General features: G+C 36.8%; 16 protein-coding genes, 1 tRNA gene, 1 rRNA gene, 1 other RNA gene and 1 other annotated feature. Of the genes, 14 read left to right on the forward strand and 5 right to left on the reverse strand.

All coding sequences use genetic code 11. The features are described from left to right. Positions 1-277: 277 nt before the first annotated feature. Positions 278-395: ribosomal RNA gene (gene rrf, locus BQ6100_RS02740) — 5S ribosomal RNA — on the forward strand. A gap of 118 nt (positions 396-513) precedes the next feature. Here the strand turns inward: rrf and BQ6100_RS02745 are convergent. Further along, positions 514-1,467, reverse strand: a complete 954-nt coding sequence (locus tag BQ6100_RS02745) for a YaaC family protein (protein ID WP_075980272.1) — start codon at positions 1,465-1,467, stop codon at positions 514-516. Between the two features lie 114 nt (positions 1,468-1,581). On the opposite strand from BQ6100_RS02745, the gene guaB reads away from it, so the two are divergent. From guaB to BQ6100_RS02775, 6 genes are all read left to right on the forward strand, one after another. Then, complete coding sequence (gene guaB, locus BQ6100_RS02750; protein ID WP_075980273.1) at positions 1,582-3,048, forward strand: IMP dehydrogenase; 1,467 nt, start codon at positions 1,582-1,584, stop codon at positions 3,046-3,048. 290 nt (positions 3,049-3,338) lie between these two features. Then, complete coding sequence (locus BQ6100_RS02755; RefSeq protein WP_075983410.1) at positions 3,339-4,637, forward strand: D-alanyl-D-alanine carboxypeptidase family protein; 1,299 nt, start codon at positions 3,339-3,341, stop codon at positions 4,635-4,637. A gap of 174 nt (positions 4,638-4,811) precedes the next feature. Further along, positions 4,812-5,693, forward strand: a complete 882-nt coding sequence (pdxS, locus tag BQ6100_RS02760; protein WP_075983411.1) for a pyridoxal 5'-phosphate synthase lyase subunit PdxS — start codon at positions 4,812-4,814, stop codon at positions 5,691-5,693. A 10-nt stretch (positions 5,694-5,703) separates the two neighbouring features. After that, complete coding sequence (pdxT, locus tag BQ6100_RS02765; RefSeq protein WP_075980274.1) at positions 5,704-6,279, forward strand: pyridoxal 5'-phosphate synthase glutaminase subunit PdxT; 576 nt, start codon at positions 5,704-5,706, stop codon at positions 6,277-6,279. Positions 6,280-6,341: 62 nt separating this feature from the next. Further along, positions 6,342-6,559, forward strand: a binding site (T-box leader). Between the two features lie 52 nt (positions 6,560-6,611). Then, a complete protein-coding gene (gene serS / locus BQ6100_RS02770) occupies positions 6,612-7,892 on the forward strand; it encodes a serine--tRNA ligase (protein ID WP_075980275.1) in 1,281 nt (426 codons plus the stop codon). A 106-nt stretch (positions 7,893-7,998) separates the two neighbouring features. Next, positions 7,999-8,091: transfer RNA gene (locus BQ6100_RS02775), tRNA-Ser, on the forward strand. 158 nt (positions 8,092-8,249) lie between these two features. Here BQ6100_RS02775 and BQ6100_RS02780 read toward each other — a convergent pair. The 3 genes from BQ6100_RS02780 to BQ6100_RS02790 form a co-directional block, all read right to left on the reverse strand. Further along, positions 8,250-8,918, reverse strand: a complete 669-nt coding sequence (locus BQ6100_RS02780; RefSeq protein WP_075980276.1) for a deoxynucleoside kinase — start codon at positions 8,916-8,918, stop codon at positions 8,250-8,252. Beyond that, positions 8,902-9,555 (reverse strand): deoxynucleoside kinase, encoded by a 654-nt coding sequence (locus BQ6100_RS02785; protein ID WP_075980277.1) that lies wholly within the window; start codon positions 9,553-9,555, stop codon positions 8,902-8,904. The genes BQ6100_RS02780 and BQ6100_RS02785 overlap by 17 nt, the downstream gene beginning before the upstream one ends. A gap of 275 nt (positions 9,556-9,830) precedes the next feature. After that, on the reverse strand, positions 9,831-11,117 hold the full coding sequence (locus BQ6100_RS02790) for a glycoside hydrolase family 18 protein (RefSeq protein ID WP_075980278.1): 1,287 nt from the start codon (positions 11,115-11,117) through the stop codon (positions 9,831-9,833). 180 nt (positions 11,118-11,297) lie between these two features. Between BQ6100_RS02790 and tadA the strand changes: the two genes are divergently transcribed. The 7 genes from tadA to BQ6100_RS02825 all read left to right on the forward strand — a co-directional run bounded on the left by tadA (position 11,298) and on the right by BQ6100_RS02825 (position 15,544). Then, positions 11,298-11,813, forward strand: coding sequence for a tRNA adenosine(34) deaminase TadA (gene tadA, locus BQ6100_RS02795; protein ID WP_173719805.1), 516 nt, complete (start codon positions 11,298-11,300; stop codon positions 11,811-11,813). Positions 11,814-11,890: 77 nt separating this feature from the next. Continuing rightward, an RNA gene (gene ffs / locus BQ6100_RS02800) (signal recognition particle sRNA large type) lies at positions 11,891-12,154 on the forward strand. A gap of 150 nt (positions 12,155-12,304) precedes the next feature. Beyond that, the gene (gene dnaX, locus BQ6100_RS02805; protein WP_075980280.1) at positions 12,305-14,008 is read left to right on the forward strand and encodes a DNA polymerase III subunit gamma/tau; all 1,704 of its coding nucleotides are present in this window, start codon (positions 12,305-12,307) and stop codon (positions 14,006-14,008) included. A 20-nt stretch (positions 14,009-14,028) separates the two neighbouring features. Beyond that, positions 14,029-14,346, forward strand: a complete 318-nt coding sequence (locus tag BQ6100_RS02810; protein ID WP_218921370.1) for a YbaB/EbfC family nucleoid-associated protein — start codon at positions 14,029-14,031, stop codon at positions 14,344-14,346. 14 nt (positions 14,347-14,360) lie between these two features. Beyond that, positions 14,361-14,957, forward strand: a complete 597-nt coding sequence (gene recR, locus BQ6100_RS02815) for a recombination mediator RecR (protein WP_075980282.1) — start codon at positions 14,361-14,363, stop codon at positions 14,955-14,957. A gap of 18 nt (positions 14,958-14,975) precedes the next feature. Continuing rightward, positions 14,976-15,191 carry a YaaL family protein gene (locus BQ6100_RS02820; protein ID WP_075980283.1) on the forward strand — a complete coding sequence of 72 codons (216 nt, stop codon included), beginning with the start codon at positions 14,976-14,978 and terminating at the stop codon, positions 15,189-15,191. An 89-nt stretch (positions 15,192-15,280) separates the two neighbouring features. Continuing rightward, entirely contained in the window at positions 15,281-15,544 is a 264-nt protein-coding gene (locus BQ6100_RS02825; protein WP_075980284.1) for a pro-sigmaK processing inhibitor BofA family protein, read from the forward strand. A 400-nt stretch (positions 15,545-15,944) separates the two neighbouring features. On the opposite strand, the gene BQ6100_RS21575 is transcribed toward BQ6100_RS02825, so the two are convergent. Then, positions 15,945-16,137: hypothetical protein (locus BQ6100_RS21575; protein ID WP_218921350.1), on the reverse strand; the 193-nt coding region annotated here is incomplete at its 5' end.

The raw sequence follows: 16,137 nt of genomic DNA on the forward strand, positions 1-16,137 counted from the left end.
ATCAGGTAGATAGGTTTGAGGTGGAAGCGTGGCGACACGTGGAGCTGACAAATACTAATCGATCGAGGACTTAACCAAATAGAAAAGCAGAGGCGACTGTTCAGCTTCGAAAGACGTTGGAGAGCCGGCGCTGCAAATCCTGATTTTTGGATTTGTAGGGACGGATCGAAACGGCCGAGAAGCTAGGAGCCGGAGCTAGACAATTGATTACGAAGTAATTCTTTCTTCTTCCACATTATCTAGTTTTGAGAGAACAAACTCTCTAACTGAATAATAGTCTGGTGGCGATAGCGAGAAGGTCACACCCGTTCCCATACCGAACACGGAAGTTAAGCTTCTAGAGCGCCGATGGTAGTTGGGGGTTCTCCCCCTGTGAGAGTAGGACGTTGCCAGGCAACAAAAAAGAACAGCTAATAGATAGCTGTTCTTTTTTGTATCTATATATTTAGGCTTAGCGAATGTCTTTCCCCTCGTTTAGATTAACATGACGGTTTAATGGCCCCCACAATAAAATCACTTACTATTAAGGTACTCAAGAATTAACTGAGGACCCTTTATCATCGTTGTATTTAAAAATGAATAAATAAAAGGGTAATCTTTATTAGGCATCGTTTTTATAAGTTCACTCCACCATTCAATTTCATATCTTGCAATCATACTTAGATTATATAAGAGTAAATAGTGAATCAGTAATTCTGGAAAAAGAAAAAGATTACCCTTAGATATCGGAAGAGAATAGTTTCCATCATTCGAATCAAGTTTTAACGGTGAATTAATTAATATTTGGCTATTGTTCATTTCAAAAGTAATTATATCCCTTTCAGATTTATGTGTGGTAAATTGCCCCTTTGAAATAGAGTGAAAATAGTCAATAAAACGGTCTTCAGTCATATGGTAATAATCTAATATATTTTTAGGAATGGAAAGGAAAGGATAATGCAAATTAACTTTAATAAAAGTTTGTTGACCTTCCATTTTCATAAATAAATGATTTAATTCTGGAACATATTTAAGTAGGTCACCCATACATATTTTATCGCCTTCCAATTGTTTCATGTGAAACAATTTTTCTGACATGAAGGGAAAGAGGCCATTTTTTTGGATTTTCACCTCATCTTGAAAAAAACTATATTGTTGTCTTTTTTTCTTTCTTGTTGATACTCCGTGGGCCAGAACGGAAGTTGTCTCTGGATAATTTGGATCTACTGTGAGAATACAGGCTTTAATTAAGTGAACTAGTCCATAAAAAAGTAAAATTGGTTGCATAGTAATAGGGGCATTTTCTGCTTGTTGGAAATAGAGTTGCCCATGTTCTATATAGTAAATAAAGGGATAGCAATTTTCATAACTTTTTTTGTTCGCTCCATTGTCATTTATTTTTTCATAGCATTTTTGCAATAAAAGCTGTGTAGAGCTAGCTGAATAGTATGGTGCAAAGGAATTCCAACTGAAAGAAATGTAGTTCACAAGAGTACCTCCGATTATTCTGAAAAATCAAACATCTATTTCACTCCTTGACAGTATTTTGTCCAATTGATAACCTACTAATAATATTTTCGGTACAGGAGGTCTTGAAGAATCATGTGGGAGACAAAGTTTAATAAAGAAGGTTTGACATTTGATGATGTTTTATTAATTCCAGGAAAATCAGAGGTATTGCCAAGGGATGTAAATTTACAGGTGAACTTGTCAGGTAAGCTTAAATTAAACATTCCAATTATTAGTGCTGGGATGGATACAGTTACTGAGGCGGAAATGGCAATCGCCATGGCAAGGCAAGGTGGTATAGGAATTATCCATAAAAATATGTCTATCGAGCAACAAGCAGAAATGGTAGATAAGGTTAAACGTTCAGAAAGTGGTGTTATTTCAGACCCATTTTTCTTAACACCTGAACATCAAGTTTATGACGCAGAGCACCTAATGGGAAAATATCGTATTTCAGGTGTTCCAATTGTAAACAATGAAGATGAACAAAAACTAGTTGGAATTCTTACCAATCGTGATCTTCGTTTTATTCAGGATTATTCAATTAAAATTTTTGACGTGATGACGAAGGAAGATTTAGTGACTGCTCCAGTAGGAACTACCTTAGAGGAAGCAGAGAGCATTTTACAACGATATAAAATTGAAAAACTCCCTCTTGTAGATGAAAATAATGTTTTGAAAGGATTAATTACCATTAAGGATATTGAAAAGGTAATTGAATTTCCTAACTCAGCAAAAGACCAGCATGGTAGACTATTAGTTGGTGCTGCTGTAGGTGTTACAAAAGATACCTTAAAGCGTGTTGAGAAGCTTGTAAAGGCTAATGTCGATGCAATTGTGGTTGATACCGCCCATGGACATCAAAGAGGTGTCATTAATACAGTAGAACAAATAAGGGCTGAATATCCTCACTTAACGATTATTGCAGGGAATGTGGCAACGGGTGAGGCTACAAGAGATTTATATGAGGCTGGAGCAGATATAGTAAAAGTAGGTATTGGACCTGGATCTATATGTACTACTCGTGTGGTTGCTGGAGTGGGTGTTCCACAAATTACAGCAATCTATGATTGTGCATCAGTGGCACGTGAGTATGGTAAATCAATTATTGCCGATGGTGGAATTAAGTACTCTGGTGATATAGTTAAGGCACTAGCCGCAGGTGGTCATGCAGTTATGCTTGGAAGTCTACTGGCTGGCGTATCTGAAAGCCCTGGAGAAACGGAGATCTTCCAAGGTAGACGTTTCAAGGTATACCGTGGAATGGGTTCTGTTGCAGCAATGGAAAAGGGATCAAAGGACCGTTATTTTCAAGAGGAAAATAAAAAGTTTGTTCCAGAGGGAATCGAAGGCCGCCTACCATATAAGGGCCCGCTAGAAGACACTATTTATCAATTAATTGGTGGTATTCGGTCAGGAATGGGTTATTGTGGTACGAAAGACTTAGAAGCATTAAGAGAAAATTCCCAATTTATTAGAATGACTGGTGCAGGATTAAGGGAAAGTCACCCACATGATGTTCAAATTACAAAAGAGGCGCCAAATTATTCTCTTTCATAGTCAAATATCCAAATATATAATTTTTTCCAAAAATAGCAATAGACAGAGGAATGATTCTCTGTCTATTTTTTTTGTTTTTTTTATGTTAAACTGGACAAGTGAAAAATGAAGTATAGTCAGTATTTAAGGGAATAATTTTTTTGTTGACACTTTTGCTTCATGTAGATAGTCAATTATTTTATTAAGGTCGTCAATCGTTTTTGTTTAAAATATATTTTCATAGACTAACAAGATTATAGAAGTTGGAGGTTTTACTATTGAATTTCAAAAAAATATCGTTATCCATTACGATGCTTTTTTTATGTATTGCAACTGTTTTATCTGGTGTACCTAACAAAGCTGAGGCAGCAAGTGACCCGTTAGGTGTTCAGGCTGAAGCTGCTATTCTATTGGATGCAAGTACTGGCAAGATTTTATATGAAAAAAATGTAGATACCGTTCTTGGAGTCGCTTCAATGTCCAAGATGATGACAGAATATATTGTGTTAGATTCCATTAAAAACAACAAAATTTCATGGGATCAAAAGGTGAATATCAGTGAGTATGTTCACAAGATGTCAGATGAAAGTACAGGTCTTTCCAATGTTGGATTAACTCAAGGGGAAGAATATACGGTTGAAGAATTATATCAAGCAATGGCAATCCATTCTGGTAATGGTGCAACTGTTGCTTTAGCTGAATTAATTTCAGGTACTGAAAAGAATTTTGTAACATTAATGAATAAGAAGGCAGGAGAGCTTGGCTTAAAAGATTATAAGTTTGTTAACTCTTCTGGTCTTAATAATAGGGATTTGCTTGGAAATTATCCTGCAGGTTCTGCAACAGATGAAAACTTAATGTCTGCTCGTGCAACTGCAAAGCTTGCTTTCCATTTAATTAATGATTTCCCAGAAGTACTTGAGACATCTAAGATTCCTAATTTAAAATTCAGAGATAAGAAGTTACCATATAAGAATTTCAACTGGATGTTACCAAGCCTTGTTCATGGATATGAAGGTGTAGATGGTTTGAAAACTGGCCATACAGATCTAGCTGGGTATTGTTTTACAGCAACTGCTGAACGAAATGGACAAAGATTTATTTCAGTAGTTATGAAGGCAAAAACACAGGATAGCCGTTTTACTGAAACAAGAAAAATACTTGACTATGCTTTTAATAATTTTACGAATGAAGAAATCGTTAAGGAACATTATCAAGCAAAAGGTGTTAAATCTTTACCTGTTATTAAGGGTAAGGAAGATAAGGTGAAGATCTACTCTAAAGATGCCATCAATATGGTCATTAAGAGTGGAGAAAAAGAAAATTATGAGCCTGTTTTAGTTTTAGATAAAAAGAAATTAAATGAAAACGGCGAGTTAACTGCTCCTATTAAAAAGGGAGAAAAAATTGGTTATTTAACAATCAAGCCTAAAAAGGGATCCAATGTGGAATTTTTAACGAATGATGGCAAGAACCAAATTACAGTTGATGTAGTGGCTGCTGAAAGTGTTGAAAAAGCTAATTGGTTTGTTCTTATGATGAGAGGAATTGGCGGATTCTTTGGAGATTTATTTGGTGGCATTTCTTCAACGGTAAAAGGTTGGTTCTAAATATAGGAGTGGATCTTTAAAACAATAAAAAGGACTTCCTGTCTTGACAGGAGGTCTTTTTTGTTGTTTATTTTCATTAGAGGAAAAATAGTAAATTCCGATAGAGATAGTATATCTATCTCAAAAAGACAGAAGATTTTAAATTATGGTTGCGAAATTAGAGGGGGAAACAAAGTGAACGTTGGTACAGATCGTGTAAAACGTGGTATGGCAGAAATGCAAAAGGGTGGCGTTATCATGGATGTTGTTAACGCTGAACAAGCAAAAATAGCAGAAGAAGCAGGTGCGGTTGCTGTAATGGCATTGGAAAGAGTTCCATCAGATATCCGTGCTGCAGGTGGAGTTGCTAGAATGGCTGATCCTCGTATTGTTGAAGAGGTAATGGGCGCTGTTTCTATCCCTGTTATGGCAAAGGCAAGAATTGGTCATATTGTTGAAGCTCGCGTATTAGAAGCAATGGGAGTTGATTATATTGATGAAAGTGAAGTATTAACCCCAGCTGATGAAGAGTTTCATTTAAATAAAAAGGAATACACAGTCCCATTTGTTTGTGGCTGCCGCGATCTTGGAGAGGCTGCTCGTCGAATTGGTGAGGGAGCCTCCATGCTTCGTACAAAAGGGGAACCAGGGACTGGAAATATCGTTGAAGCCGTAAGACATATTCGTAAGGTTAACGCACAAGTACGTAAAGTGGTAAGCATGAGTGAAGATGAATTAATGACAGAAGCAAAATTATTAGGTGCTCCATATCATGTACTACTAGAGATTAAAAAACTAGGTAAGTTACCAGTTGTTAACTTTGCAGCTGGGGGTGTGGCTACACCTGCTGATGCCGCATTAATGATGGAATTAGGTGCAGATGGAGTATTTGTTGGATCAGGAATCTTTAAATCAGAAAATCCAGCTAAGTTTGCTAGAGCTATTGTAGAAGCAACAACTCATTTCCAAGATTACAAATTGATTGCTGAGCTTTCTAAGGATCTTGGAACTCCAATGAAGGGAATAGAAATATCCACATTGGCTCCAGAAGCGCGTATGCAAGACCGTGGATGGTAAGGTGAAGTAAATGGTTAAGATCGGTGTATTAGGGCTTCAAGGGGCTGTTCATGAGCATATACGAGCTGTCCAAGAATCTGGAGCAGAAGCAATAGTAATTAAAAAGGTTGAACAGCTAAAAGATATAGATGGCTTGATATTGCCTGGAGGAGAGAGTACTACTATGAGGCGATTAATCGATAAATATGATTTTATGGACAGCCTCAAGGAGTTTGCACATTCAGGGAAACCGGTATTTGGTACGTGCGCAGGTCTTATTTTACTAGCAAAAAATATTGTTGGTTATGATGAACCACATATTGGTATTATGGATGTAAGGGTTGAAAGAAATTCCTTTGGGCGCCAGAAGGAGAGCTTTGAGGAAAATCTTGATATCTTAGGTGTAGCGGAGAATTTTCCAGCGGTATTTATTCGTGCCCCTCATATTGTTGAAGCAGGAGAGAATGTGGAAATTCTTGCAAAGCATGATAATCGAATTGTTGCAGCTAGAGAAGGTAACATTCTAGGTTGTTCATTCCACCCGGAATTAACGGATGACTATAGGATCACGGCTTACTTTGTAAATATGGTAAAGGAAGCTAAATAAGAATATTTTAGTTGCAATACAGAAATAATAGTAGTAAATTAAATGTACAAAAATCTATTATTTTTAAAGCAATGAGAGGAAATAGTAATAAGTAATTATTCTTTAAGAGAGCTGATGGTTGGTGAAAATCAGTGAGTAATGCTTATGAATCCATCCTTGAGTGATGTATGGAACACTGTAATAGTTAGTATATACATTCCGGTGTATACGCCGTTATCTAATGAGTGGAAGGCTTAAGCTTTCAACTAGGGTGGCAACGCGGGTAACTCTCGTCCCTTTTTTAGGGACGGGAGTTTTTTGTATGTAAAATATTCTTAGGAGGTTTGGTTACTATGCTTGATATTAAAGTTTTGAGAGCAAATTTGGATGAGGTGAAAGCAAAGCTACAGCATCGTGGTGAAGATTTATCTGACCTTGGCAAATTTGAGGATTTAGATACAAGGCGTCGTGAACTAATTGTCGAAACAGAGAATCTTAAAAAGAGGAGAAATGAGGTTTCACAACAGGTAGCTACCTTGAAGCGAGAAAAACAAAATGCGGATCACCTAATTACTGAGATGAGGGAAGTTGGAGAAAAAATTAAGGTTCTAGATAATGAGCTTCGTGATGTAGAGGAAAGCTTAGAGCAGTTGTTATTAAATATCCCTAATATCCCGCATGAGAGTGTCCCAGTGGGTGATACTGAGGATGATAATGTTGTTGCTCGTAAATGGGGAGAACTACCTTCTTTTGATTTTGAACCAAAGCCTCATTGGGAGTTGGCTGACCAATTAGGGATTTTAGACTTTGAACGTGCGGGTAAGGTTACTGGAAGTAGATTTGTTTTCTATAAGGGACTAGGTTCACGTTTAGAAAGGGCATTATTTAACTTCATGTTAGATTTGCATACTGAGGAACATGGGTACACAGAAGTGCTCCCTCCATACTTAGTCAATCGTGCAAGTATGACGGGTACTGGTCAGCTTCCAAAGTTTGAAGAGGATGCATTTTTAATTGAAAATGAGGATTACTTTTTGATTCCAACTGCAGAGGTTCCTGTCACCAATCTTCATCGTGATGAGATTATAAACGGAGATGACCTCCCAATTAGCTATGCAGCATTCAGTGCATGTTTCCGTTCTGAAGCAGGTTCTGCTGGTAGGGATACACGTGGTTTAATTAGGCAGCATCAGTTTAACAAAGTTGAATTAGTTCGATTTGTAAAACCTGAAGATTCATATGCTGAGTTAGAAAAGCTTACAGGGCATGCTGAAAAGGTACTTCAATTACTTGGCTTACCATATCGTGTGATGAGTATGTGTACAGGTGATTTAGGATTTACCGCAGCGAAGAAGTATGATCTTGAGGTTTGGCTTCCAAGCTATGATACGTACCGAGAAATCTCTTCTTGTAGTAATTTTGAAGGATTCCAGGCTCGTCGTGCTAATATTCGTTTTAGACGTGAGTTAAATGGTAAACCAGAGCATGTGCATACATTGAATGGATCTGGGCTAGCCATTGGACGTACAGTTGCGGCCATTCTAGAAAATTATCAGCAGGCTGATGGAAGCATCAAAATTCCAGAAGTATTGCGCCCTTATATGGGAAATCGTGAGTATATAACTGCAAAATAATGAAAAGTAAATATAAGTAATCATTCCGGGTGTAATATTACTCGGAATGATTACTGAAATAGTTGACATTCATTAGATAGGATGCTATATTATAACTTGTCGATACGGAGGAATACCCAAGTCCGGCTGAAGGGATCGGTCTTGAAAACCGACAGGCGGGTTAAACCGCGCGGGGGTTCGAATCCCTCTTCCTCCGCCATATACATATATAATTCAATCGCTACAATTTGTAGCGATTTTTTTATTATTACCGAAAAATAAATATGTTCCAGTCAGCATATGATTGCGCTTATCATTGCGCTATTGCTAAGGTGTAAAAAAAGCCGACCCCATAAGCTTGACCGGGTCGGCTTCATATTATCTATTAATAAAATTTGTTTGCTTTAAGAAATAAGAGATACGTTCAATAATTGGCTCAACAGATGTCTCATCTTCCAAAATATCATATTCATTAATATTTAATCGAAGGACTGGACAAGCATTAAAGTTATTAATCCAGTTCTCATAACGCTCGTACATTTCCTTCCAATAATCAACGGGAGTTTGTTGCTCCATAGGGCGTCCCCTAAGCTGAATTCTTTCTAAGATATCATCGAATGAGCCTTCTAAATATATTAATAAATTAGGATGAGGAAAGTATGGTGTCATAACCATTGATTCAAAAAGGCTTGTATAGGTTTCATAATCTACCTTTGACATGGTTCCTTTTTCATAATGCATTTTTGCAAAAATACCTGTGTCTTCATAAATAGAACGATCCTGAATAAATCCACCACCATATTCAAAGATTCTTTTCTGTTCCTTGAAGCGTTCAGCAAGAAAGTATATTTGAAGATGAAAACTCCATCGATCAAAATCTGCATAAAACTTATCTAGGTAGGGGTTTGTATCAACCTTTTCAAAGGAGGTACGGAAATTTAATGCATTGGCTAATGCTTTAGTCATAGTTGATTTTCCAACTCCAACAGTTCCAGCAATTGTTATAACTGTATGATGAGGAATATCATATTTATTTCGAAGATTCATGGTTGTAGGCCCCTTTTTCTAGTGATGTGGTTAGTTGATTGAAGATATATGTTAAGTCTGACTTGTTTTTTATAAAATCAAGCTCGTCACCATTGAACCGTAAAACAGGAATATCAGGATTCTCTATCTCAAATTTATTCATGGCGTTTTCATAGTCAATTGACAATTGTTCCAAATAAAGAGGACTTATATTTTTTTCAATTTCTCTTCCTCTTATTTGAATCCTTTTCATAAGTGTATCTAAGCTTGCGTGAAGGTAAATGATTACATTTGGTTTTGGCATATCACTAGTTAATACGTGATAGATTTTATAATATTTATCATATTCCTCTTGACTAAGTGTTCTTCCGGCGAAGATTAGGTTTTTTAAAATATGGTAATCTGCAACCACAGATTTATTCATACTTAAATAATGATGATTGATATCTCCTAGTTGTTTATATCGATTACAAAGGAAAAACATTTCGGTTTGGAAGCTCCATTCCTCAATATTTTCATAAAATTTTCCTAAGAATGGATTCTCATCGACTATTTCCTTTAATAAGGCAAACTGAAACTGTTCGGAGATTGCTTTTGCAAGTGATGTTTTTCCAACACCAATGGGCCCCTCAACAGTAATAAAAGGTGTTCCCGCCATTGTGTGTCCTCCTTCTCCTTCTCATAACTGAACGATGTCTATTAGCAAAATTCATTTCGCTCGAAATAATACAGAGAATATTTTAACACACTCTAGCGTAGATAGGATATGGAACATTTATTGTTTCAGGGGGTAAAATTTTTACAATATTTATCGCGATTAAATTTTTGTTATGAAAAATAGGCTGACCTAATGAAAATAACTCCTTGCTTTCACCTATTAAGGAGAAATCAATAGGTCAGCCCATTATGATGGAATCATTAAAAAGTGATTAATTATGCTCTTTTTCTAACATTAAAATTTTCAGTTATTAAGAGCCAATTTTGTGGAAATGCTAGCCCTAATTTCCAATAACTCATTCCGCGTAATCCTAATTCTTTAATCAAATCAAATTTTGCCTGAATAGAACGTGCATCTTCAAACCAAACCTCATGTCGCTTTCCACTTTCATCTACATAATTAAAATGAGGAGCTTGTGCCTTTGTATCATATAAAATCGGTACATTATGTGTTCTAGCCAGTTGAATGGCTTGTTGAGGACTAACGGCTCTTGCAACAGAACCTTGAACAAATGGAAGAGTCCAGTCGTATCCATATAAGTTTTGCCCCATCAATATTTTTGAGGAAGGCATTTGACTTATCGCAAATTCCAATACGTCTCTAACCGGGCCTATTGGTGATACAGCCATAGCTGGACCGCCACTATATCCCCATTCATAGGTCATGATGACCACAAAGTCAACTATTTCTCCGTGTGCTTTGTAATCATGAGCTTCATACCATCTTCCTTTTTGTTCCGCGCTAGTTTTTGGTGCTAAAGCGGTGGAAATTAGCCATCCTTCTCTTTGAAAACGTGCCTTTGCCCTTCTTAAAAATTGATTATAAGCCTCGCGATCCTCTGGTCTTAAGTATTCAAAATCAAAATGGATATCCCTAAATCCATATTTTTTCGCTGTTGTAACGATATTTTCAAGAAAACGGTTTTGGATTGTCATATTGTTTAATAATATTCGGCCGAGTTCATCGTTAAATTGGTCGTTTTCCTGATTAGTAATAACCATCATTAATACATTTCTATTAGCTCTTGCGATGGCAGGGAAATTATTTAGTAGTGGTTCTTTTAAGGAGCCATCCCTCAATGCCTGAAAGCTAAATGGGGCTAAATAAGTTAAATAGGGCCCAGCCTCTCGAGCACTCTCTTCTAAATTTGGATCAACTTTTGTTCCTCGTGGTTCTACATACGCATTAAATTCTGCCGTTGTTCTCCTTCTAGGTGGAATATATAGTCTCATTCCAATTTGGAGTGGTTGATTGGTTGGAATTCGGTTGACATTTGCCAACTCTTGATATGAAATATTAAATTTCCTAGCAACCGACCAAAGAGTGTCTCCTCTTTGTACCCAGTAAAAGCTACCAACAATAGGTATTACGAGCGCTTGACCAACAACAAGCGCTCCTTGACTTGGTAATTCATTGGCTTCTACTATATCGTTTACAGTTGTGCTATATGCCTGAGCAATTCCTGTCAATGTTTGATTACGTTGTACCACATGTATTTGCATGTTATTCCCTCCCTCTAGATGCAGGTAAACGTTACAACCATCATATGAATTTGGTGTGAGAAAAATAACATGTCTAATGAGAAATAATATTTCTTAGTCATATCTTTAGTAAAAATAGTATGATTTCTGTATATAATCTTAATATAGAATGGTTCGTTATTAAGAAAGGATAAGCGTATGTTGGAGCAAAACTATGAAGATGAATTTTTTATGAATGAAGCAATCATTGAAGCAAAGAAGGCAGAAGAGATAGAGGAAGTACCAATTGGGGCGGTAATTGTTTTAGATGGGGAAATTATTTCAAGAGCACATAATTTACGGGAGTCAGAGCAAAATGCAGTTGCTCACGCAGAATTACTCGCAATTGAACATGCATGTAAGAAACTAGGGACATGGAGATTAGAGGAAGCGGTTCTATACGTTACTCTTGAACCTTGTCCGATGTGTTCAGGTGCGATTATTTTATCCCGAATTAGGAAGGTTGTATACGGAGCAAGGGATCCAAAGGGAGGTTGCGCAGGAACTTTAATGAATCTCCTTCAGGATGAGCGGTTCAACCATCAATGCCAAGTTGTAGACGGAGTGTTAGAAAATGATTGTGGGGATTTGCTATCCAATTTTTTTCGTAAAGTTAGAATGAAAAAGAAACAAAGGAAAATTGAAATGAGTTCATTTACAGAAAGTGACAGTATTTAGACGTTGCTTTTTAGAAGAAGAATTAGTATACTAATAAATGCGTCGGTAGACGTGAAATGAATATGGTATCAATTTTGCCGTGCTAGGTGGGGAGGTAGCGGTGCCCTGTACTCGCAATCCGCTCTAGCGAGACTGAATCCCTTCCCGAGGCTTATGTTCTGTAGGGCTGCCTTAAGTAAGTGGTGTTGACGCCCGGGTCCTGCGCAATGGGAATTCATGAACCATGTCAGGTCCGGAAGGAAGCAGCATTAAGTGAACCCTCCCATGTGCCGCAGGGTTGCCTGGGCCGAGCTAACTGCTTAAGTAACGCCTATGGGCGTAAGTCGACGGAAGGTGCACGGCAGTTAATATGATAGAACAACTCACTCTGCTAAGTAGAGTGAGTTTTTTAGTACATAACCATCTTTTTATGAATTTCTTTCCTTTGTTTTGTCAAAAGGAAAATAGATACGCTATAATAAAGTAGGGAAAAAATTAGGAGGGGGCGTGTCATGAGTTATCAGGCTTTATATCGTGTTTGGAGGCCACAACAATTTATTGATGTTGTCGGTCAGGAACATGTAACAAAAACTTTGCAAAACGCCCTGCTTCAACAAAAAATTTCACATGCGTATTTGTTTTCTGGCCCGAGAGGAACTGGAAAAACAAGTGCTGCAAAAATATTAGCCAAGGCTGTCAATTGCGAACGTGCTCCCATCAATGAACCATGCAATGAATGTCCTTCGTGTAGAGGGATTACCGATGGTTCTATTTCTGATGTTATTGAAATCGATGCTGCATCCAACAACGGTGTTGAAGAAATAAGGGATATCAGAGATAAAGTGAAGTATGCACCGAGCGCTGTAAAGTATAAGGTGTATATAATTGATGAAGTGCACATGCTTTCTATTGGCGCGTTTAATGCCCTATTGAAGACTTTAGAAGAACCACCAAAGCACGTTATATTTATTCTTGCCACGACTGAGCCACATAAAATTCCGCTTACAATCATTTCAAGATGTCAAAGGTTTGATTTTAAGCGTATTTCGTCACAAGCGATTGTTAATCGAATGAAATTGATTGTTGATGAAACAGGAGTAAACTATGATGAAAAGGCTCTCCATATCGTAGCAAGAGCAGCAGAAGGTGGAATGAGGGATGCTTTAAGTTTGTTGGACCAGGCGATTTCATTCAGTAATGAAATGGTGACGGTGGAGGATGCCCTAACTGTTACCGGTTCCGTATCACAAGGTTTTCTTCATAGGCTTGCATCAGCGATAAAAGAAAAGAACGTTGCAGAAGGATTAGAGGCTTTAGAAGAATTATTGGCTCAAGGCAAGGATTCATCCCGTTTTATTGAAGATTTAATTTTATACTATCGGGACATGCTTTTATATAAATCTGCACCTCATTTAGAAGAGGCATTTGAAAGAGTCATGCTTGATGAGGAATTTCGAACTCAAGCAGAAATGATGGATTCAGATGAGATTTATGAGTTAATCAATGTATTAAATAAAGCTCAGCAAGAGATGCGTTGGACTAATCATCCTCGGATATTTCTTGAAGTTGCAATAATGAAGCTTTGTCAGCTTGAAGGAAAGCAAAGTCAAGGAACTGCTTCATCAGTAGAATTAGATAAGCTCTACAGTAGAATTTCAAGTCTAGAGGATGAATTAAAAGAATTAAAACAGTCAGGAATTAGGAAAAATGAAGATGTCAATGAATCACCAAAAGTGAAAACACAGCGTAAAAATAGAAAAGGATTCTTGGCACCTACTGGAAAAATTAATGAAATATTAAAAAATGCTACAAAGGCAAATTTGAATGAGGTCAAGGGACGTTGGGGAGATATACTGAATCGACTAGTTCAGCATCAAATGCGATCTCAGGCTGCTTTGTTAAAGGAAGCAGAACCAGTTGCTGCCTCTCAAGATGCTTTTATTATTAAATTCAAATATGAAATTCATTGCCAAATGGCCATGGATAACTCTAAATTTGTAGATACCCTTTCTGAGCTTATGTTAGAATCATTAGGGAAAAAAATGCAAATAGTCGGAGTTCCTGAAGAACAGTGGCATAAAATAAGAGAAGAATATGTAAGAAGTCATCGTGAGGATCCATCAGAGAATAATGAACTATCACATACAGACGAAGATCCTATTATTACTGAGGCAAAGAAATTATTTGGTGAAGATTTAATTGAAATAAAAGAATGATAAATGGAGGAATAGGTTATATGCGTGGAATGGGAAATATGCAAAATATGATGAGACAAATGCAAAAAATGCAAAAGAAAATGGCTGAAGCACAGGAAGCTTTAGGAGAAGAACGAATCGAAGGAACTGCCGGCGGAGGTATGGTTACAGTTGTTGTAACAGGGCATAAAGAAGTCGTAGAAGTAAATATTAAAGAAGAGGTTGTAGATCCTGAAGATGTAGAAATGCTACAAGATCTTGTCTTAGCTGCAACAAATGAAGCCTTGAAAAAGGCAGAAGAGCTAACAAACCAAACAATGGGACAGTTTTCTAAAGGATTAAACCTTCCAGGATTCTAGGAGGAAATAGAGATATGCATTACCCTGAACCGATATCTAAGCTGATTGATAGCTTTATGAAATTGCCAGGTATCGGCCCTAAAACGGCCGCGCGTCTGGCCTTTTTTGTTTTAACAATGAAGGAAGATACTGTACTTGATTTTGCCAAAGCATTAATAGATGCAAAACGTAATTTAACATACTGTTCAGTATGCGGACATATTACAGATCAAGATCCATGTTATATTTGCGAAGATCAAAGAAGAGATAGAAGCGTTGTCTGTGTCGTTCAAGACCCAAAAGATGTCATTGCTATGGAAAAAATGAAGGAATACAATGGCCTTTATCATGTTTTACAGGGTGCAATATCTCCAATGGATGGAATCGGTCCAGAAGATATTAATATTCCATCTTTATTAAAACGATTACAAGATGAAACTGTTGAAGAGGTAATTTTGGCGACTAACCCCAATATTGAGGGTGAAGCAACCGCGATGTACATCTCACGTTTATTAAAACCATCTGGTATAAAAGTAACAAGAATCGCCCATGGTCTACCTGTAGGTGGAGATCTTGAATATGCAGATGAAGTGACCTTATCTAAAGCTTTAGAAGGAAGAAGAGAAGTTTAGAAATAGGGGGATTTAAGTATGCTACTTAAGCGAAAGGGCTGGCTTCGCAAGGAATACGATGACAAACTATTAAATCAGTTCATTAGTTTAAAAAATGAATGGAAAAATCAAAATTCGCTATTGGATAAAGGTTTTGACCCCTCTCCGGAGGTTATTTGGGAAGCGAGGCTAGCAGAAGCAAAGTATTTCTTTTTATTTAAAGAAGCAAAAAAAAGAAATATTTCTATTCGCTAAATAACGGTTATCTCCTCTCTAAAGTTCTGATTTTGCTATTTTATTCATAGTAATAAATAGTACAAGTTTAGAGAGGAGGGATTAATAATTTGGAACCTATTGCATTTATTTCAATACTTGGAGGATTAATACTATTACTTCTATGTATTGGTGCTCCTATAAAATTTTTAAGATATATTGGACAAGGTGTAGTCAAATTATTAATCGGGGCGTTATTTCTATTTTTCTTAAATGCTTTTGGCCATCAATTTGATATTCATGTCCCTATAAACTTTGGTACCTCTGCAATTTCAGGATTCTTAGGAATACCAGGAGTATTTGCATTAGTTGCCATTCAAACATGGATTATATAATACTACTAAAAAAATTGTTAAGATTAAAAGGGCTGAGGGTAAAACTTAGCCTTTTTTATATTTTGGCTATGTTAAAGTTCATTGTTGATATTAAGACAAATAGATCTACGTTTCAGGCGAGAAGATTCCTTTAAAAATACTATCGCTTTTTTATCGGGCGATGTTTCTCCAATGAAATGCTTCTAATATCATGCAGTAAAACAGGCTAGGGAGATCCTTTGGAGTGTTAGCTAGAGGTAAGCTCCCTGTTACACCCGTGAACTGCTCACACCTGGAAAGGAAATTAATATTCTAGTTTAACAGAGCCATATTTTTAAAAGTATGTTGACAATAAATAATTAGGATGATAATATTATTTGGGTCGTCAAAAGGATATTAAACAGCGAAAAAAGTTGTTGACTTATTCTTTTAAAGATGATAAAGTATAAAAGTCGCCCATGAGCGACGGTGATGAAATTGTTCTTTGAAAACTAAACAAACCATACGTCAACGTTAATTCTATTTTTAAAATTATAAGAGCTAATCTTACTCTTTTTCGGAGAGTTTGATCCTGGCTCAGGACGAACGCTGGCGGCGTGCCTAATACATGCAAG

This window comes from Bacillus massilinigeriensis, assembly GCF_900117315.1.
Lineage (GTDB): Bacteria > Bacillota > Bacilli > Bacillales > Cytobacillaceae > Bacillus_BE > Bacillus_BE massilionigeriensis.